We start from the raw sequence: 18,981 nt of genomic DNA, 5'->3' as shown, positions 1-18,981 counted from the left end.
CGTGATGGTGTAGAGACTGCAAAACGCAGATTCCCTTCGGGAATGACAAACAAAAGGCCAAGACGACTCTACCTCAACTTCGGCGTTGCTCTATGTCCAGGAATCTACTGTCACGAACGCTATCTTGGGTTGATTTTGGTAGTGGTGAAGAATCAGGGCGGTAGCTTCGACGCTGGGCAGACGCGGTTGGCCTAGACCAGCCTGTCCGCCGTCGTGCAGCACAATATTGGATGAACGGTTTTGGCGTTGGTTGCGGAGAATTCCACGGAGGGTACGGTCTGCGATCTCGCGTGGGGAGAGGGGCTTCCAATCGCCGGGAAGGATGTTCCACTGGACGGGGGTAAGGCCTAGCTCGTGGGCCATGCGTAGGACTGCAGGGCGGCGGGCTCCGTGGGGGGCGCGGAAGTAACGGACGGGGATGCCGAGCGCGTCTTCAATGGCGGCGTTGCAGCGGGTTAGCTCTTCGCGGATGCGGGCGGGCGACTGCCATGCCAGCCAGGGATGGGTCATGGTGTGGTTGCCGATGAGATGACCTGCGGCGGCGATGGCGCGGGCGATGGCGGGGCGCTGCTGGACATAACGGCCGATGAGGAAGAAGGTGGCGCGGGTTTGATGGCGGGCGAGGGTTTCGAGTAGGCGCTCGGTGACGATGTCGTTGGGGCCGTCGTCGTAGGTGAGGGCGATCTGGTTGGGATTATCGCCGGCGATGAGGATTTTGCCGAAGAGTTGAGACTGGGCGGAGAGCGCGGCGTAAGTGAGGGTGGCTGCGGCGGTAGCGGCCGCGGTGAGAAGGGCGGTGGTGGCTGTTTGAGTTTGTGTCATGCCCCGTATCTGCATTATAGGGAATCGACCCTGAGTCGATGGGGTTGAAGGGGGAGCGCGGCTGAGTTGCGGTGTGGGCGTCTGAGATCTGGCAGGTAACGGAAAGCAGGTAACGGAAGATCGATTGCTTTCCTGCATTCAAGTTCCTACTATTGGCCGCACCAAAATTGACACTTGCTTCCAGGCTCCGGGGAAAGACTCGTTCCCGGGCAGTCAGGCTGAGGATTTTTATTCGCGGCGTGCCTGTCCGCATTGCAGCCGATATACCTCTCGCGAAGACACCAGAGGAGTTCGTCGTCTGCGCTCCGCCTTAGCTTCTCTCACGTTTGAAATCAAGGAGAAAGACTGTATGAAGCTGCCAATGAGTTTTCGATGCACCGTGCTGCCCCTGTTGTTTTTTGGTCTCGCAGGCAGCGTTGCTGTTACGGCCTCTGCGCAGGAAAAGACGATTGCGAGTCAGAAGATATTAACGATTCAGCGGGAGTACACCAAGCCGGGCAAGGAGGGTGCAGCCCATGAGAAGAGCGAGGCTGCGTTTTCCAAGGCGATGGCGGATGCGAAGGTGACGGACCACTATTACGCCCTTACGTCTCTTTCAGGCCGGCCGAGAGTTCTGTTTCTCAGTACCTATCCGAGCTTTGCGGAGATTGAAGCTGAGCGCAAGAAGGTGAATGGCAACGCGTCTCTTTCTGCGGAGCTTGATCGGGCGAATGAGGCGGATGGGGATCTGCTTGCGGAGACGAACTCCAGCATGTGGATACGAAGGGACGATATGAGTCTGAACCAGGGATATCGGGTGGGAGCTCGCTATGAGGAGTTGACGCAGTTTGTGGTTCGGCCGGGCCACATGGGCGAGTGGACAGAGTTGGTGAAGCTGGTGATCGGCGCGTACAAAAAGGGCGTTCCGGATGCTCACTGGGGAACCTACGAGATGGTTTATGGCGGGGGGAGCACGTTCCTGGTGATTACGACGCTGAGGTCCGGGGAGGAGATCGACTCGAACTTCGCGAAGGACCCTAAGTTCATCGAGGCGCTGGGGCCAGAGGGATTGAAGAGGCTGGAGGCGTTGGAGGCTTCGTGCGTCGAGTCGAGACAGTCGAATCTGTTTCGGATCGCACCGACGATGAGCTACCCGCCAGAGCAGTTGGTGCAGGCTGAGCCGGATTTCTGGACGCCGAAGCCGTAGGTGCCGGGAGAGTCACGGTTGCTAAAGGAAGAGCCCTGCGCTGGCTGGCGTGGGGCTCTTTTTTTTTCGCTTTTCGTCTTACGGCGGCTTGCGCTGGAGCGGCTGCGCGGGATCAGGCGGGTATGTCGAAGCCTATGTCCCGCATCATTTGATCGGTGACTTCGTAGTTCTGCTCAGCGTCCGGCATGACGTCTCTGCCTGAGTCCTCGTGGCCGAAGGAGTGGAGGTAGAGGCCGGCTTTGAGGAAGGCTCCACGAAGTTTTACTGCGTCTGGAAAGGCAACTTTCAAGAGATTTTCTTCCTGTGTGATGTCGATCACAGGCTGGTATTGAAGGATGTATCCGCCGGCGTGTTCTGGGTCTGGATGAAGCTTGAATCTGACTGGGTAGGTGTTCATCATCTGTAGAGTACCTTCTCCTTCGATGCCGGATCGGAGTCGGCAGGCCCAGTGTTTTGGAGGTTATTTCTTTGCGTGAGCTTTGAGGAGCGCGAGGACCTCTTCGGCGTGGCCTTCGGGTTTGACCTCTTCGAAGATGTGGAGGAGGCGCTGGCCTTTTCCTATGTCTGGACCGATGAGGTAGGTAGTGCGTTTGACACCTTTGACGAGCTTGCCGTACATGTTCTTGGGCTTGACGAGGTTGTAACGATTGATGAGCTCCATGTCGGGGTCGGCGAGGAGATCGTAGGGGAGGTCGTACTTGTCTTTGAACTTCTTCTGGTCTTTAACGGTGTCGCGGGAGATGCCGAGGACGACGATGCCTTGCTTCTGGAACTTCTCGAAGGCGTCGCGGAAGCCACAGGACTCGATGGTGCAGCCTGGGGTGTCGGCGCGGGGGTAGAAGAAGAGGACCACAGGCTTGCCCTTGAAGTCGGTGAGGGAGACTTCTTTGCCGTCTTGGTTTTGGAGGGTGAAGTTTTCTACGACGTCGTTGATTTGCATGCTGGCCTCTTGTTGTCTGAGATGAAGTTTATCGCTTGCGCAGTTTCCGCCGGATGGTTGCGCTCGTTACTTCGCGGAACAGTCTTTGCGTCCGGTGTCTGCTACGCTGGCGATCAACCATTTGCCATCCTTGCGGACGAGGTTGAAGAGATCGGTTCCGCAATGATCCACTTTACCGTCGACTAAGAACTCGAACGGGGCCCAGACGACGGCGAGGTCGTTGTCGATGCGTATGAGCGGATCGTGGATGCGTTCTTCGATCTTTGTGGTGCCGGGTTTTCCTACTCGGGTGGCAAAGTCCTCGAATGTCATCTGGGTTGGCTTGCCGTCTCGCATTAGAACCATCGTGCCGCCGGGGAGGGTTGGCTCCTTAATGGCTGCTGCGTCTCGCTTGGCCATGCCGTCGAACATCGCTGTTACGGGAGCAAGGACTGCCTGCTCTTCTGCTGTGGTGGCGTGTAACAGAGCGGGCACTAACACGGTTGCGATTGTTACGGCGATAGACAAAACCAAACACAGTTTAGGTGTCTTCATGGCTCCCGATTCTAAACCTTGAGTTAGAGGGAAGTTGGATAGATCTCAAAATTGAAGGCGTTACAAGCAGTTAAGTGAAGCTGGTGTCTCGGTATTTAATAGGCTCAGACTTCTTTCTGACGTTTTCGTATTTGGTCTTTATGCCGGTTTGACTTTAGAGGATGAAGTTCTCTCCTTTGTCGCCTGAATTCATGAGATCTTCTCCTGTCGAAGCGGTTCATTTTTTTGATTGAGCTGCGCATATTCAACTTCGTTCACAAAATATGCTGCGAAGACAAGGACTTGATGAGGATCGAGGCCCTGAGCCATTGCGTCCTGGACAGAGGGCCATTCGGATGCCATCTTCCGAAAGTCTGTCTCTGCAATGAGCTTAGTAAAGGCGCTCAAAATCTCCGAGCAGGAGCGACGACAAAAGGCTGGCCATGGTTCATTGAGTTTGCGCTCTTTCGAATCAGCACTGAGCCAGTACATTTCACAAGTGCCGGTAGAGAGGCGAAGTTGAAACTGCCCTCCAAGGCAAGCGTATCCATGAGCCTCTGCCTTAGCGAGAGCACTGGGGAAACAATCAAGTTGCCACGCATACTCGCTACCGCTTTGCGTTGCGTCAATTGTCATCTCTGGCGGAAGATTGTCAGGCTTGATCATGGGTTCTTTTCAGCAATGAGATTGTAGGCAACGCAGAGTATCAGGCCGGGGCCATAGAAGCCAGAGTCTTTTCGAGGGAGTCGGAGTCGGAGACGTGGGAGGCGTGCTGGTTTTTGTCGATCTTGTGGACGAGGCCGGAGAGGACTTTGCCGGGGCCTACTTCGATGAAATGGGTGGCGCCCTGGGCGATGAGGAGCTGCATGCACTCGACCCAGCGGACGGAGCCGGTGACCTGACGGATGAGACAGTCGGGGACTTCGGCGCGGCGGTGGATGAGACGGGCGTCTACGTTGGAGGCGACGGGGAAGGCGGGGTCGTGAAAGGTGACGGCTTCGAGGGTGGTGGCGAGTGCCTCCTGCGCGGGCTGCATGAGGGCGCAGTGGAAGGGGGCGCTGACCTGAAGCATGATGGCGCGCTTGGCTCCAGCTTGTTTGCAGAGATCGGCTGCGCGCTCGACGGCTGCGGCGGCTCCGGAGATGACGGTCTGGTCGGGGGAGTTGAGGTTGGCGGGTGAGACTACGGCGTCGTTTGGGGAGAAGTCTTTTGCGGCTGGGTCGTTGGGGAGGGGTGTGAGGTCGTCGGAGACCTGGGCGCAGATGTCGTTGATGAGGTCTCCGGAGAGGCCGAGGATGGCGGCCATGGCCCCGACGCCGGGGGGGACGGCTTGTTGCATGAACTGACCACGGGAGCGGACGGTGCGGACGGCTTCGGTGAAGGAGAGGGTGCCGGCGGCGACGTGGGCAGAGTACTCGCCGAGGGAGTGGCCGGCGGCGAAGGCGGGGCCGGGGATGCCTTTCTCTGCGAGGGCTTCGGTAAAGACACGGGCGGCGGCTACGGAGACGGTGAGGATGGCGGGCTGGGTGTGCTCGGTGAGCTTGAGCTGGTCTTCGGGGCCTTCGAAGATGAGTTTGGAGAGGGGGAAGCCGAGGGCCTGGTCGGCCTCGTCGAAGATGGCGCGGGCGGTGGGGAAGTTGTCGTAGAGATCGCGGCCCATGCCTACGGATTGCGAGCCTTGGCCGGGGAAGAGAAGAGCTAGTTTAGTCATCGTGATTATCGTAAATCAGGGTGCGGACTGCTCGCTAAACGAGGAATTCAGGCTTGTGAACAATTATTTCGGTCCTAACCGCCGTTCGCGGGTATCTGAATATTGGAAGGGTAGAGATCATGTTCAAAAAAATCGCTGTGGCCTTCGATGAATCGCCTGAGGCGGGACGAGCGTTTCATTCTGCGCTGAATCTGGCCAAATTTTCTTCGGCCGAGCTTCACCTGATCACAGTGCTTGAGGGCTTTCCGGCCTATATGAGTTATGTTGCGGCGGTGGCTCCAGATGTGCCGGTTTTGTTGAAGAACGAAAAGCGGAATTTTTATACGGATCTGCAGGGCAAGGCAAGGGCGGAGGCAGACCGGGCTGGGGTGCGTGTCGTTCCGGAGATCGCTGAGGGAGATGTGGCGGCGGAGTTGTTACGAGTGATTGAGGCGATCAGACCGGATTTGTTGGTGGTTGGTCTTTGCCATCACCAAGGTCCTGTGGGGCGATTGATGGGTCGAACGGCGCACTACATCGCGGTCCATGCCAAGTGCAATCTGCTGGGAGTTCATTGAGGAGTTTTTGAGTTGATTACAACTTTGAATAGGTTAGATGCCGAGGCCAAAATCTACGTCTTTTTCGTCGCCGGAGTGGGCGTAGAAGTCGTAGGGGGTGCGGCGGTTGAATTTATAGCGCTGGCGGAGTTCGCGGCCTACGAAGAGGCCGAGGGCTACGGCGCCGAGACCGGCGGAGATCCAGCCTACGGTCTTGATGAGAGTTGATTCTGCGTCGTCTTCTTCCAGTTGCGCGAGGCGCGGGAAGGGGAGCTGGGCGGTGACCGGGACGTCCTCGTTTTGGGTGTCTTCAGGCCTCGATTTGGAGCGGAAGATCATGGTTGAATGATAGCGCAGGTTCGTGGGTGGCTGGGAGAGGCGACGGTGGCGAGGTGCTGCTTCGGTGGCATTGACCAGTTGGACGCCGTGCGTCAGATAAGGTTGCCGCGGATAGTGTCGATGGTTGGTTTAGGTGACATCGACCTGGTGGAAGCCCAAGCTGTAGAGCAGGGTGGTGACGGTGGCGCGGGCGTTTTTGCGGGCGGTGTCGAGGATGCCGTCGGCGAGTGCGGACTGCTGGAGCTGCTGCTCGGCTTTGACGCGGGTGTCAGACTCGAGGTTCTGGTCGGCGGGAACGAGGATGCCGGTTGAACGGGCGTAGACGCGAGTGTGCTGGTTGTCAAGCGTGGTGAGGAAGAGTTGCGAGGCGGGGAGGGTGACGTGGATGGACTGGCCGTTGTTGTCGATGCGGACGTCTTCGGGTTTCAGTTGCGAGAGATCGATGCCGGCGATGGACTGGCCGTGGACGACGAGGAGGAGGCGGTCTCCGGCGAGGAGGTCGGGCAGGACGGCGCTGGACTTAGAGCCTTCCACTACAGTGTCGATGGAGTAGACGACGGTTTCGAGGCGGTTGAGGCGTTGAATGCGCTGGACGACGGCGGGGACCGAGGTGTCGAAGGTGGTGGTTCGGCCGGTGATGGCGGTGGCAACGCGGGCGAAGATGCCGGTGGTGGCGTGTCGCAGGAAGACGGCCAGGGCTGCGGCGCCGAGGATCAACGAGAGCAGGACGACGAAGAAGGTGCCGGAGGATCTGCGTTCTGAACCGTATGAGCCGTATTGGGTAGTCATGTTGTTTGGATGCTACTACTTCGCGTGGCGGAGGGGGGTATGGGTGCGGCAACTGCGCTGTGCCCGGGATGACGGCTGTAAAGGCGGAACGCAGATCCCCTTCGGGGATGACAAAAAAAGACAGGTGCAACAGCAAAAGCAAATGCCAAAACAAATGCGGGGATCCTTCGCTGCGCTCAGGATGACGACAAGCTCAGGATGACGACAATTTGAGGCGCATGTAAAGGGAGTCAGGGCTTGAGGTAGGTTTCGAAGTGCCAGAGGATGCGGTTGAAGAGTTCGTCGCGGGCGGTGGGGCCGGCGATGGAGTGGGTCTTGCGCGGGAAGAGCTGGAGGTCGTAGGGGATGCCGGCGTCGATGAGGGGCTGAAGGAACTGGATGGTGTTGGCCATGTGGACGTTGTCGTCGCCGGTGCCCTGGGCGATGAGGAGACGGCCTTTGAGGTTGGCGGCGTTCGTGGTGGGGGAGTCGAGGGTATAGATGTCGGTTGCTACATCGGGCTTCGATGCGGGGATGCCGAGGTAGCGCTCGGTGTAGATGGAGTCGTAGTTGCGCCAGTCGGTGACGGGGGCTACGGCGACGCCTGCGCGGATGCGGTCGGTATGCGTCATAGAGTAGAGGGTGAAGGTTCCTCCCCAGCTCCAGCCCCACCAGCCGATGCGTTTGGGGTCGAGTTGCGGGTATTGCGCGAGGATCTGGTCGAGCGCGGCCATCTGGTCGGATAACTGGATGGGGCCGAAGTTGCGGTAGGCGGCCTGCTGGAAGTCGCGTCCGCGTCCGCCGCTGCCGCGGGTGTCGACGTCGAGGACTGCGAAGCCATGCTGGGCGAGGAGCTCGTTGAAGATCTGGCCGGCGCTCCAGGAGTTGCGGATGCTGCTTTCGGGAGTTGGTCCGTTGTAGGGGTTGAGGATGAGTGGAATGGAGACGGATGTAGGACTTGTTGTTGGGGAAGGAAGTGTAAGGCGACCGTATAGTTTGGTCTTTCCGTCGGCGGCGGTGACGGAGACGATGTCACTGGTGACGGTTGTGGCGGGGGGAAGCGGCTTCGACTTCCAGATGGGAGAGCAGTTTCGGGTGATGTTGCAGAGGCTAATGACGGGCGGGGTGATGGCGTCGCTGTAGTAGTCGGTGAAGTGGGCGCCGTCGGGTGAGGTTTTTGTGCCGTGGGTGCCGCGGCCGGCGGTGAGCTGATCTTTTGCGGAGCCGTCGAGTTTGATGGACCAGAGATTGTCTTCGAGGGGCGAGCCCTCGTTGGAGGTGAAGAAGACTGTGCTGGATTTTTCGTCTGTGCCTGACTTGATGCTGTTGACGTACTCGACTTCGTAGTCGCCCTGGGTGAGTTGGCGGGTGAGGGTGGCGTCGGCGGCGAGGGGATGATGCTCGTCGAAGCTGTAGAGGTAGAGGTGGGTGTGGCCGTCGCGCCAGCTTTCGATGAGGAAGCGGCCGCCGGGGAGGATGCTGAGGTCGGTGCTGAAGTCGAGGTATTTGGCGTCGGTGTCGGTGTAGACGAGGCGGGTCTTGCCTGAGCGGGCGTCGGCGAAGTAGAGGTTGAGGTGCTGCTGGTCGCGGGTGAGGACTTCGAGGTAGATGGTGTTGGCGTCGACCCAGCCGAAGCGGGGGATGTAGTCGTTGTTGGGGCTGAAGGGGACTTCGAGGAACTTGGTCTTGCCGCCTTTCGCGGCGACGATGCCGACGCGGACGGCGGGGTTGGGGTCGCCGGGCTGGGGATAGCGCTGGCTGTCGATGGTGGCGTGGGTGGGGATCCAGTCGGTGATGGGGTACTGCGGGACTTTGGCCTCGTCCATCTGGAGGTAGGCGATGGATTTGGAGTCGGGCGACCAGAAGTAGTTGCTGCGGACGTCTAGCTCTTCGAGGTAGACCCAGTCGACTTCGCCGTTGAGGAGAGTGTCTGTGGTGTCGCGTGTGAGGGCGGTCTCCTTGCCTTGGGCGGCTACGGGGTGGACGTAGAGGTTGTGGTTGTGGAGGTAGGAGACGGACCTAGCGTCGGGGGAGAACTTGGGGTCGTCGCCGGAACCCTCGTGGGTGTCGACGATGAGGGAGCCGGTGCCGGCGGCGATGTCGTAGAGCCAGAGGCGGCCGCCGTTGTCGAGCAGTAGATGTTTGGAGTCGGCGGCCCAGAGGTAGGCGGACATGCCGTAGCGGGCGCGATGATCGGCGTCTTTCTCGTTGACGGCGGCGGCGGTGAGTTTGCTGAGCTGCTCGGCGGTGGCGAGGACGCTGGCGTGGCCGGTGGCGGCTTCGATCTGGACGATGTCGCCGGGCTTGCCGGTGGTGTCGTCGTCGGAGGCGATGTAGGTGAGGAGCTTGCCGTCGGGGCTCCAGTCGATGCCGTGGGGAGGGGTGCCGGTGAGGTTTTTGTTGGCGTCGGCGATGGTGCGGAGGCCGGGGTCGATAGCCGTGGTGGTCTGGGCGATGGCGCAGGTAGTCGAAAGGCTGAGGAGGAGAGCAACGCGCAAAGAGAGAGGCATGATTGCGACCAGTCTACAGAGAAGGCAGGCGCTGTCCAAACCTTAGTCGTGTTCGAGAGATTGTCCCTGGCGTCGGATCGAGCCATATCGCCATAGTGGTTAGAGATATGGCTCCCGGGCAAAGCTTTCGTTACTGGGCTTCGAGGCTGGAGGAGGTCGCGATCTCGTGGCGGATGGCGAGGCGGTTCTGATAGCTGGCGGCGATGAAGTCGCGGAAGAGCGGGTGGGGCTCGAGGGGCTTCGATTTGAACTCGGGGTGGAACTGGCAGCCAAGGAAGAAGGGGTGGGTGGGAATCTCGACGATCTCGACGTAGGTGGAGTCGGGTGTGGTGCCGGTGAGGCGTAGGCCGGCGCCGGTGAGGATGGCCTCGTACTCGCGGTTGAACTCGTAGCGATGGCGGTGGCGCTCGCTGATCTCGGTCTTGCCGTAGGCGTGGGCGGCGAGGGAGTCGGGCTCCATGACGCAGTCCCAGGCTCCGAGGCGCATGGTGCCGCCCATCTCTTCGACGCCGGTGAGTTCGCGGAGCTTGTAGATGATGCGGTAGGGGGTGGCGGGGTCGAACTCGCCGGAGTTGGCGTCCTTGAGGCCGCAGACGTTGCGGGCGTACTCGATGCAGGCGGTCTGCATGCCGAGGCAGATGCCGAAGTAGGGGACGGCCTCTTCGCGGGCGTAGCGGATGGCGTTGAGCATGCCTTCGATGCCGCGCTTGCCGAAGCCGCCGGGGACGAGGATGCCGTCGAAGCCTTGAAGTTGCACGGGGTAGTCGGGGGTTTCGAGGCCCTCGGCTTCGAGCCAGGTGACGCGGAGCTTGAGGTTGTGGGCAAGGGCGCCGTGGACGAGGGCTTCCTTGAGGGACTTGTAGGAGTCTTCGTACTCGACGTACTTGCCGACGATGGCGATGGAGACCTCGTCCTTGGGGTTGTAGGCGCGGCGGACGATGTCCTGCCACTTGGAGAGGTCGGGCGCTTTGGTTTCGATGCGGAGGTATTTGAGGGCTAGAGTGTCTACGCCTTCGGCGGCGAAGGTGAGGGGGACTTCGTAGATGCTGGGGACGTCGCGTGCGGCGATGACGGCGGCCTCTTCGACGTTGCAAAAGAGGGCGATCTTGTTGCGCATCTCGCGGGGGACGGCGCGGTCGGAGCGGCAGAGCAAAATGTCGGGCTGGATGCCGATGGAGAGCATCTCCTTGACGGAGTGTTGGGTGGGCTTGGTTTTGAGTTCCTGCGCGGCGGCGATCCAGGGGATGAGGGTGACGTGGACGAAGCAGGTATTTTCCCGGCCCAAATCTTGCCTCATCTGTCGAATCGCTTCGAGGAATGGTAGGGATTCGATATCTCCTACGGTGCCGCCGATCTCGACGATTGCTACTTCGCAGTCTGCCGCGACCTTGCGCATGGCGTTTTTGATCTCGTTGGTGACGTGCGGGATGACCTGGACGGTCTTGCCGAGATAGTCGCCGCGGCGCTCTTTGGTGATGATCTGCTCGTAGATGCGGCCGGTGGTGAGGTTGTTGTCGCGGGTGAGCTTGGCGTGGGTGAAGCGCTCGTAGTGGCCGAGGTCGAGGTCGGTCTCGGCTCCGTCGTCGGTGACGAAGACCTCGCCGTGCTGGAAGGGCGACATGGTGCCGGGATCGACGTTGAGATAGGGGTCAAACTTCATGAGGTTGACCTTGATCCCGCGGGCTTCCAGGAGGCAGCCGATAGAGGCTGCGGCGAGACCCTTGCCGAGCGAAGACACGACTCCGCCAGTTACGAAGATGTACTTTGCAGACATGTCCGCGACCTCTTTATTTGTATTTGAAATTTGTGCAGGATGGGCACGGTTAAGTATCGCAGGGTACGCGCTTGGAAGCAATGGGTTGACTTTTTGAGGGGAAGCCAGTTTGAGTCGTGAGATTTTGGCGAGTCAGGCAGAATCGGCTCTATTTTTCAGGGGAGGGGATTCTTTGGGACGCCGCGTGAGATCTTCTTGACGAGGAACTCCTGAATGAGGGAGGAGGCTGCGCCTGAGGCGGTGTCGATGAGTCCATTTCTGATGGTGAGGCCTGCTCCGTTGCGGTCGCTGGCGGGATAATAGAGGTTCGATATGCCGGCGGAGGCGAAGTTACCGAGGATGAAGGAGTAGTTGGGTTGCCAGTGGCCGTTGTCTCCTTTGCAGATGAAGGCGGTGGACATGGCATAGAGGGCGCGGGAGCGAATGGTTCCGGTGCCTTTGTAGAAGTAGCGCGGGTCCTGGTGGAAGACGGAGGGGAGGATGGCGTTGCCGAGGAGGTTGCCGATGAAGCCGTCGCCGTAGGAGGCACCGAAGCGTTTGAAGTAGCCTGCGGTGCCCTGGCCGTAGCCGCTGAAGATGTCCTGAGACTGCTCGGTGCCTGCGATGATTGCGGGGACTGCGAAGGAGACGGGATCGTAGGCGGTTCTGAGGGAGAGGCGGAACTTCTGCCCGGTGCTGAGGGGAACGGCGTCCCAGTTGTAGGAGACGTAGAAGTTTGGGAAGACGCCGAGGACGCGCTGTTTTTCTTCGAGCGAGACCTGCTCTTCGGCGATGTCGTGGCGCGTGAAGTTGACGTCGACGTTGGTGGTGGCGGAGGAGAGTTGGAGGGTGATGGTTGGCAGCTCGTATTGCTGGCCTCTTTGCAGGATGAGGGAGGAGGACGCCCAGCTTGCAAAGCCGGAGGAGATGACTGTGATTTTGAAGGTGCCGGGGTTGACTGCGGTGAATCTGAAGGAGCCGGTGGAGTCTGTGGCGACGGTGCGCTGGGGTCTGGAGTCGAGGAATTGAATTGAGACGAGAGCGCCTTCGACCTGGGCTCCGCTGGGATCTAAGACGGTGCCACTGATGCTGCCAGGGGGTTGCTGATCGGATGAGAGGAGGTTGGCGGATTGCTGTGCGGGCGCTTCTGGGAGTTCGTTGTGGAGGGGATCGAGTGTGGCGATCTGTCGGACTGCGGCTGTCGGCGTTGATGGGATTGGCGAGGGGCGAGAGAGTGTCTGCGCGTGTGCATACGCGCTGAGCATCGTGAACAGCAGAGTGGTCAGCAGAAGAGGGCCCGGATTACGCAAATCATGCATATCAGCGATGTTTCCAATTGTAGATGTCTACGCACCGTGGTTGATAGGACGCAAGCGCGTGGAGCCGATCTTGCTGACGTGATTGATCTTCTTAAATCTTTGCTTTTCGAGGATCGATCCTGCAATCACCCATCGGTCCAATCCCTTGGATAGTCCCGGACGGGATCTCTTATTGGATTGGATTCAATATCGCTCTTAGAGTTTGCAAGCACGAGTTTGCAACTGGGGATGGATGCTGCGGTTGATTCTTGTTTCAGGGGATAGCTCAGTGGTTTTTTTACAGGGTGTTAATGTCTCTGGGCTCCAGGATGGGTCGAGGGAAGCCGTGTTTGGCGACCAGAAGCATGGCGCGGCCGACCTGTTCGGTAGTGCCGATCTGTGCGGGGAAGGCGCGTCTCATCAGGGGGAGGATGGGATTCAGGACGGAGTAGAAGATGCGGTACAGCTTTGTTTTGGAGACGATGCCGTGGAGCGGCTGGATGAATCCGATGCGGAACATGTAGGCAGCTTTGAAGGGGAGTTTGAGGATGTCGTTTTCGGTTTTGCCTTTGACGCGAGCCCACATAGTGCGGCCGCGCTCGGTGCTGTCGGTCCCGGATCCTGAGACGTAGATGAAGGTCATGGCGGGGTTGAGCTTTGCCAGGGTTGTTGCAGCGGCGAGGGTGAGATCGTGGGTGACGTGGGTGTACTGCGCCTCGGACATGCCGGCAGAGGTGACGCCGAGACAGAAGAAGCAGGCGTCGTAGCCGGTGAGGTCGGCTTCGATGGTGGAGTAGTCGAAGAGATCTGTGTGCGCGAGTTCGCGGAGTTTGGGGTGATGCTGGCCGGTTGGACTGCGGCCGATGGTGCGGACCAGTGTTACGTCGGGGTCGAGCAGGCACTCGCGTACTACGCCCTGGCCGACCATGCCGGTTGCGCCGAAGAGGATCACGTTCATCGGTTCATGCTACAGGTGGGGTTGGTTTGACTGCTAACGGGATTGCAGGACTGGAGAGGGTGGGTTGAGGATGTTCGGCTTGGTGGGGCCGAGCTCCACGATCGACAACTGGCCGTCGGTGAGCAACTCGTCGCCGGTTGCGTTGGCGGTCTTCTTCGGAGCGTGCGGACGATCGACCAGAGCGTAGGAGGTTGCGGTGCCGGAGTAGAGGAGATCGGTTTCAATCCATTCGCGTTCGCGGTCGACATGGGGATCGATGCGGTGGGACCACTTCGTTTTCGCTTTTGCGGTGGAGATGGCGATGTCGTGAGTGGCGGCTCCGATCCAGACGTCGCGGCCCTGGTAGGTTCCAGGCTCCTTCCAGATACGGATGTGATGCCGTTTGGCAAAGGTGTCGAGGGATTTTTGAAAGACGAGATCGGGTGGTTTGCCGTTGATGGTCAGGAGAGAGACTGGAGCGTTGGTGTAGCCGGCACCGCGAATGGTTGCTTGAACCGACTTTGCGGCAGAGCCCATGCTGAGGGAGTCGGCTTCGAACCAACCTGACTCGCGAAAGGCTGCTTCGAGTTGTTGCTGTGAGCCGAGGAACATGAGATTGGTGACGTCGGAGGGCTTGTTGTCTTTGGTGTAGACGCGTATCGGGGCCGCCGTGACGAGTGCCTTCAGCTGTGTGTCGACCGGCAGTATGGGCCAGCCTGACCAGGCATCGCGGGTCTTTAGCATGGAAGGCCGAACGACCTGGATCTGGAGGTCTGTTCCTGCGGGGAAGAGGATCTCGCGTCGAATGGAGAGGCCGTAGACCGCGGAGACTCCTCTGATGGTGTATCCGGCGATTGGATTGACCATGCCGAGGCCGGCGAGAGCTATGGATCCCTTGGTGGAGGCGTGAGGCTGGATGATGCCTAGGATCTCGTTGTTGCGGACGGTCTCGCGAGCGTTATCGACATCGAGGACGCGGGCATAGAGGGGCGAGCGGGTGCCGTCGGCGTGAACGATGTTTGAGAAGTCGAGGACAAGACGGGGGCGCGAGTATTTGTCAGGAGCTTTTTGCGCGAAGAGGACGGTCGCCTGAACCTTTGTGCCGGGAGCGATGACGAGTTCTCCGTTGGGGCAAGCGATATTCTCTCCGCTCTTGCAGAGGGGATAGGTGACGGTCCCTTCGACGGGGTCGCCGGTGCGGGAGTGTTCACTGTAGACGGGGCCGTTGAGGCGGACGCTCAGGGTTTGGCCGGGTGCGAGATCGGCTTGTCTTGACTTCGCTACGCTGGCGGCGATGGTGTGCGGCATATCACCGTTTTCCTGGTTGAAGAAGTGGAAGAAGGCGGTAAGGAATCCGCTGGTTGCTCCGTTTTCTATTAGCAGGGTCTGGATCTCGAAGTTAGGAGAGTAGAGGAGGTAGTCGAGCGCGGTGTCGTTGTAGATGTCTTCGCGATTGATCTCTACGCCGTGCTGAATGAGCTGGTCTGCGATGCCTTCGTAGGCGACGATGATCTTCGGCTTGGTGTTGTAGCTGGAGCCGAAGATGGTCCAGTGAAGGGCGGTGCGGCCGTACTGGTCGGTTGCTTTGACGTCGGCTCCGTCGGCGATCAGTTTTTTGGCTTCGGCGAGCCGGTCGAGGATGGGCTGCTCCTTGGTTTCGCGGGTGGCCTGGTAGAGCTTTTGAATGAGCGGTGATGTGTGCGAGAGGTCGAGGGTTACGGCGGCAGTGTCCAGCTCGTCGTCGGGCGTGTCCTGTGTGTCTGCGGCGGTGTCGGCGGCCTCAGGTGGGGGCGATTGTTGATCGGCTTGAGCCGGCGGTACGGGCTGGCTTTGAGCGACTGCATGATCTCCCGACCCTGGTCCGGCGAGAGTCAAGGAGATGGCGAGGAGAAGGAGTGGCGCTCTCGATGCGTTTGGCATATATGACCTCTGAGTTCAGGGGGCCCGTATCTGAGTGTGGAACAGGGAACGTCCCAAGTTAAGACAGCGGTTCGAAAGCCACGTATTCTACTCGGAGATGATGGCGGAAATGATATACGAAGAAACGGAAGACAGCTACGGTGTGGATTGATCTTCAGGCCTGGGCGATGCGGAGGCTGGATTCTCTGAGTTCCGGTCGGAAAGAGGGGCCTGCACATCTTGCTGCGGGTGAGGAGGGCGAACGGGAGGCCCTGTTTTATCTGCGGAAGATGGGATATACGGTTGTGGCGCAGAGGTGGAAGAGCGCGAAGTTGTGGGGAGATATCGATTTGGTGGGGTGGGATGGGCCGACGTTGTGCTTTGTCGAGGTGAAGGCGCGCGGTGCAAGGGATGGGATGACGGCGGAGTCGGCCGTGGACAGGGACAAGCGGGAGATGCTGCGGAGGATGGCGCGGGCTTATCTGAAGGGATTTCCGGAGAAGCTGAGGGGCGATGTGCCGGTGCGGTTCGATGTGGTGTCGGTATACTTGCTGCCAACTGGAACTGAGTTTGAAGTGTATCGGGGAGCGTTTGGATGGTGATCTATGCACAGGAGTCGGATGTGGGGCTGCTGAATTCCGCCGAGTTGAGTGAACGGCTTGCGGCGGTACTCAGAGACTGGATGCCGTGGCTGGTGACTCTCTCCGAGGCTGAGGCAAGTGTGCCGGAGCGGCCGGGCAAGTGGAGCGCGAAGCAGGTGATCGGACATCTTGTCGATTCTGCGGTGAATAATATTGGAAGGGTTGTTCGATTACAGATTGAGCCGGGACAGAGCGAGTCAGGTTACGAGCAGGTGGAGTGGGTAAACCTGCAGCGCTACGCCGAACGCGAGTGGGCTCAAGTGCTGGCATTATGGTTTGCTCTCAATGAGCATATGGCGTGGACAGTTCGGCATATCGAAAAGTCTCGTCTTAAAAGTGTCGGATTGATTGAGGGCGAGTCTGTGACCCTGGGATTTCTGATCGAGGACTACATTGCGCATATGCAGCATCACTTGCGACTGATGCAGGGATGGCTGGGAGTCGGCGACGATACGGTGGGGTAGTCGTACGAAAGAAGTGGCACCGGTGTCTAATAAACTTGATTTGTTTTGATCTACAAGGATGAGGAACTATGACCCTGCTGAATGCACCGGAGTTCGACAACCGCCGCGAGACGCGAAACCGTAATTTGTTGATCGCTTCCGGGGCTCTGATTGTGCTGTTGGTCGTTTTGGGGATGGGTGGATTTCTTTTGGGACATGGGTGGTTCTTCTCCAATCTTCCGGCCGAGCATAAGGTGAGCAACTTCTTCAGCGCTCTCGAGGCGCAGGACTATGGCAAAGCGTTTGCAATTTATACAAACGACCCGGACTGGCAGCAGCATCCCGAACGTCATGTGGACTATCCGCTGAAGAGATTTACCGAAGACTGGACGACTGCAAGCCCGGTGGGCGAACCGATTCGTTCTCATCATGTGGATATTTCAAAGACAGACGGAACGGGGGCGTTTGGAAGTGGGATTATTGTTGCAGTGCGGGTGAATGGGACTCACAAACTGTTCATGTGGTATGAGCGCAAGGACGGAACACTGACTGAGCCGGCGCCACATGAGCTTCAATATGACTGACCCGGCTGTTAAGCAAACACCGCATAACGCAGGCTCGATTTTTGTTCTTCTACACTAGCTCCACAATCGCGTTATTGAACGTATCCCAATACACGCGGGTTGTACCGGCGGCGGTTTCTTGCCATGTGAACCGGGCGGCCTGGAGAAGCGAAGCTTTATGCAATTCTTGCCGTAAAACTGAATCTGAGAGAAGACGATTTAAAGAGAAGGCGATCTGTTCGACATCCGTTGGATCCACCGCCAGTGCGGCGACTCCAGAGACCTCTGGCAAGGAGGATGTGGTGCTGGTGAGAGTAGGAATTCCGCAGGCAAGAGCTTCTAGCACGGGGAGACCGAAGCCCTCGTACAAAGAAATATAAGCAAAGACGTCCGCGGCGCAGATGAGGAATCGCTTATCTGCTTCTGCTACGAATCCCGGGAAAAATATACGTGCTTCCAGCCGCAGGCGGCTTACGCACTCAAACAGTGAGTCATACATCCATCCTTTTGATCCTGCTATTACTAGTGCGGTATCCGGATGAAGGGGGGCTATCTCCGAGAACGCTTCAACCAGCCGCACGAGGTTTTTCCGAGGCTCTATTGTTCCCACATACAAAATGAAACGCGTGGGCAGACCATACTTTTTCCGGACTTGCTGGAGAAGGTCCTGATCCCAACAAGGCGAGAAACTATCGCTTTTACCATGATGTATTACGGCAGAAATACCCTTCGGAGAGCCGAACCTTGCTGTCAGATCGCTTTGAGCGGATTGGGAGACGAAAATAAGAGCGTCCGCCAGCTTGGCTGCAGCTCGAATAAAAGTCCGGTAATAAAGCCTCTTAAAAGTTAGGTGCACTTCGGGCATCGAGAATGATGTCATGTCATGAATTGTGACAACGTTCTTTGCTCGACCGCTGATGAGAGGAAAAGAGTAGTGGAGGGAATGCACAACATCGATATGGTGCTTCCATAGGATAAGAGGCAAAAGCAGCTGCTCGAAGATCAAGCGAATCAGCGGTGTTCGCAGCAGTTTCGAGGGAACCCACAATACCGTGACATTAGGCAAGCCTTGGTAATCGAAGTCGGAGTCATCATCCTGAGCGAGAACAAACAGATGTAATTCGTCATTCGATACCAACGAATCAATTAGATTCTTTGCATATACGCCGACCCCGGCCTTCTTCTTGGTCACACCCATTGCATTGATAAGTATTCTCATGACCATTTAAGCCGGGTCAACGATCCGATAACAGCGCACATTAGTTGCACACTGGCTCTGTCGAGCGGCTTCCAGGACTTAGCTCTTTTCGTAAACGTGCTTGTTATCTACAATACCCTTCTTGAACACCTTCCGAATACCTTGTCGTAGAGCTATGTCCCCCTGTAGCACCAAATCGCGTACTGGCTGCTCAGGCCTACCCCTAAACGAAGTCACATGAAAATACTCATGATCTTCTAAGGGCTTCGGCGAAAAGTAATAGTTGGAGACGCAGCAACGCGAACGGTCTACTTTCACCTCGCTCACTGAATGCCATGAATTCTCGTGAGTGGCCATCAGGGCAAGGCGATTGAAATGACTTGTAATCTCGCGCGGCGCACCCTTAGGGCCGTCATCCCATAACTCCAAGTTTCCACCGTGTTCATGGCCCCAGTTTGGGGTTACGTAGTAAAGCAGATTGAGGACACGGTACATCTCGCGCTTGATGTCATGAGAGTTGTCAAGATGTGGATTTAGGAAGTTTTCTTTCGCCATGAGGCTGATTCCACCGGCATACAGTTTCTCGTCGGGGACCATGCCCTGGATGCCGGTAATTTCCGCTACCGCGTTCAGGACGCCTGGCTCTTGGAACGCATAAACGATCTCTTCAAGTATTGGGGCATATTGATTCATCTGCGCGGCAACATGCTTGTTTTCGCGCAGGCTCTTCTTGAGCATCATCGCGCTCTTGTCAGGAAAGGCGTTGCATATCTCTAACGCGAGTTCTTTCGGTAAAAGGTCATCGACATAGCAGCTTTGCACCACATACTTTGGAAATTCCTGCCGCAGCCGGTCAGATTCGACTTTGAGTCGTCTTTCGATAAGCGCGGCGTACTCTCTGCGATTCATGTGAGCCAACTCCTA

20 protein-coding genes are annotated in these 18,981 nt (G+C 58.2%); 5 read left to right on the top strand and 15 right to left on the bottom strand.

The genetic code is table 11. The features are described 5' to 3' along the window. Window positions 1-90: 90 nt before the first annotated feature. The gene (locus tag HDF08_RS16345) at window positions 91-822 is read right to left on the bottom strand and encodes a polysaccharide deacetylase family protein (RefSeq protein WP_179639658.1); all 732 of its coding nucleotides are present in this window, start codon (window positions 820-822) and stop codon (window positions 91-93) included. 349 nt (window positions 823-1,171) lie between these two features. Here HDF08_RS16345 and HDF08_RS16340 point away from each other — a divergent pair, with 349 nt between their 5' ends. Beyond that, the gene (locus HDF08_RS16340; protein WP_179639657.1) at window positions 1,172-2,008 is read left to right on the top strand and encodes a hypothetical protein; all 837 of its coding nucleotides are present in this window, start codon (window positions 1,172-1,174) and stop codon (window positions 2,006-2,008) included. 112 nt (window positions 2,009-2,120) lie between these two features. Here HDF08_RS16340 and HDF08_RS16335 read toward each other — a convergent pair whose 3' ends face one another. From HDF08_RS16335 to fabD, 5 genes are all read right to left on the bottom strand, one after another. Next, window positions 2,121-2,408: a hypothetical protein gene (locus HDF08_RS16335; protein ID WP_179639656.1), complete on the bottom strand. Its 288-nt coding sequence runs from the start codon at window positions 2,406-2,408 to the stop codon at window positions 2,121-2,123. 60 nt (window positions 2,409-2,468) lie between these two features. Further along, window positions 2,469-2,948 carry a peroxiredoxin gene (locus tag HDF08_RS16330; protein ID WP_179639655.1) on the bottom strand — a complete coding sequence of 160 codons (480 nt, stop codon included), beginning with the start codon at window positions 2,946-2,948 and terminating at the stop codon, window positions 2,469-2,471. Between the two features lie 66 nt (window positions 2,949-3,014). Further along, complete coding sequence (locus HDF08_RS16325) at window positions 3,015-3,482, bottom strand: nuclear transport factor 2 family protein (protein ID WP_179639654.1); 468 nt, start codon at window positions 3,480-3,482, stop codon at window positions 3,015-3,017. 189 nt (window positions 3,483-3,671) lie between these two features. Beyond that, window positions 3,672-4,127 carry a hypothetical protein gene (locus HDF08_RS16320; RefSeq protein ID WP_179639653.1) on the bottom strand — a complete coding sequence of 152 codons (456 nt, stop codon included), beginning with the start codon at window positions 4,125-4,127 and terminating at the stop codon, window positions 3,672-3,674. A 40-nt stretch (window positions 4,128-4,167) separates the two neighbouring features. Then, window positions 4,168-5,172, bottom strand: a complete 1,005-nt coding sequence (fabD, locus tag HDF08_RS16315) for an ACP S-malonyltransferase (protein ID WP_179639652.1) — start codon at window positions 5,170-5,172, stop codon at window positions 4,168-4,170. Between the two features lie 119 nt (window positions 5,173-5,291). On the opposite strand from fabD, the gene HDF08_RS16310 reads away from it, so the two are divergent. Then, window positions 5,292-5,729 (top strand): universal stress protein, encoded by a 438-nt coding sequence (locus HDF08_RS16310; RefSeq protein WP_179639651.1) that lies wholly within the window; start codon window positions 5,292-5,294, stop codon window positions 5,727-5,729. Window positions 5,730-5,762: 33 nt separating this feature from the next. On the opposite strand, the gene HDF08_RS16305 is transcribed toward HDF08_RS16310, so the two are convergent. From HDF08_RS16305 to HDF08_RS16275, 7 genes are all read right to left on the bottom strand, one after another. Further along, complete coding sequence (locus tag HDF08_RS16305; protein WP_179639650.1) at window positions 5,763-6,047, bottom strand: hypothetical protein; 285 nt, start codon at window positions 6,045-6,047, stop codon at window positions 5,763-5,765. A 129-nt stretch (window positions 6,048-6,176) separates the two neighbouring features. Next, window positions 6,177-6,836: a DUF4230 domain-containing protein gene (locus tag HDF08_RS16300; protein WP_179639649.1), complete on the bottom strand. Its 660-nt coding sequence runs from the start codon at window positions 6,834-6,836 to the stop codon at window positions 6,177-6,179. Window positions 6,837-7,066: 230 nt separating this feature from the next. Further along, on the bottom strand, window positions 7,067-9,325 hold the full coding sequence (locus tag HDF08_RS16295; protein WP_179639648.1) for a S9 family peptidase: 2,259 nt from the start codon (window positions 9,323-9,325) through the stop codon (window positions 7,067-7,069). Between the two features lie 130 nt (window positions 9,326-9,455). Next, the gene (gene pyrG / locus HDF08_RS16290; protein ID WP_179639647.1) at window positions 9,456-11,099 is read right to left on the bottom strand and encodes a CTP synthase; all 1,644 of its coding nucleotides are present in this window, start codon (window positions 11,097-11,099) and stop codon (window positions 9,456-9,458) included. Between the two features lie 155 nt (window positions 11,100-11,254). Further along, window positions 11,255-12,397, bottom strand: a complete 1,143-nt coding sequence (locus HDF08_RS16285; RefSeq protein WP_179639646.1) for a carboxypeptidase-like regulatory domain-containing protein — start codon at window positions 12,395-12,397, stop codon at window positions 11,255-11,257. A gap of 277 nt (window positions 12,398-12,674) precedes the next feature. Beyond that, window positions 12,675-13,334 carry an NAD(P)H-binding protein gene (locus HDF08_RS16280; protein WP_179639645.1) on the bottom strand — a complete coding sequence of 220 codons (660 nt, stop codon included), beginning with the start codon at window positions 13,332-13,334 and terminating at the stop codon, window positions 12,675-12,677. 33 nt (window positions 13,335-13,367) lie between these two features. Beyond that, entirely contained in the window at window positions 13,368-15,233 is a 1,866-nt protein-coding gene (locus HDF08_RS16275; protein ID WP_179639644.1) for an LssY C-terminal domain-containing protein, read from the bottom strand. Between the two features lie 140 nt (window positions 15,234-15,373). Between HDF08_RS16275 and HDF08_RS16270 the strand changes: the two genes are divergently transcribed. The 3 genes from HDF08_RS16270 to HDF08_RS16260 all read left to right on the top strand — a co-directional run bounded on the left by HDF08_RS16270 (window position 15,374) and on the right by HDF08_RS16260 (window position 16,880). Further along, window positions 15,374-15,814, top strand: a complete 441-nt coding sequence (locus tag HDF08_RS16270; RefSeq protein ID WP_373563211.1) for a YraN family protein — start codon at window positions 15,374-15,376, stop codon at window positions 15,812-15,814. Then, entirely contained in the window at window positions 15,808-16,317 is a 510-nt protein-coding gene (locus HDF08_RS16265) for a DinB family protein (protein WP_179639643.1), read from the top strand. The genes HDF08_RS16270 and HDF08_RS16265 overlap by 7 nt, the downstream gene beginning before the upstream one ends. Before the next feature lie 68 nt (window positions 16,318-16,385). Further along, window positions 16,386-16,880, top strand: coding sequence for a hypothetical protein (locus HDF08_RS16260; RefSeq protein WP_179639642.1), 495 nt, complete (start codon window positions 16,386-16,388; stop codon window positions 16,878-16,880). A gap of 49 nt (window positions 16,881-16,929) precedes the next feature. On the opposite strand, the gene HDF08_RS16255 is transcribed toward HDF08_RS16260, so the two are convergent. Both HDF08_RS16255 and HDF08_RS16250 read right to left on the bottom strand, forming a co-directional pair. Further along, a complete protein-coding gene (locus HDF08_RS16255) occupies window positions 16,930-18,057 on the bottom strand; it encodes a glycosyltransferase family 4 protein (RefSeq protein WP_179639641.1) in 1,128 nt (375 codons plus the stop codon). Between the two features lie 99 nt (window positions 18,058-18,156). Beyond that, complete coding sequence (locus HDF08_RS16250; RefSeq protein ID WP_179639640.1) at window positions 18,157-18,966, bottom strand: 2OG-Fe(II) oxygenase; 810 nt, start codon at window positions 18,964-18,966, stop codon at window positions 18,157-18,159. Window positions 18,967-18,981 lie beyond the last annotated feature (15 nt).

This window comes from Tunturiibacter empetritectus (assembly GCF_013410875.1).
Classification (GTDB): domain Bacteria; phylum Acidobacteriota; class Terriglobia; order Terriglobales; family Acidobacteriaceae; genus Edaphobacter; species Edaphobacter empetritectus.
Note: the sequence above shows the minus strand (reverse complement) of the source record. Positions and strands in the feature narration are given on the sequence as shown.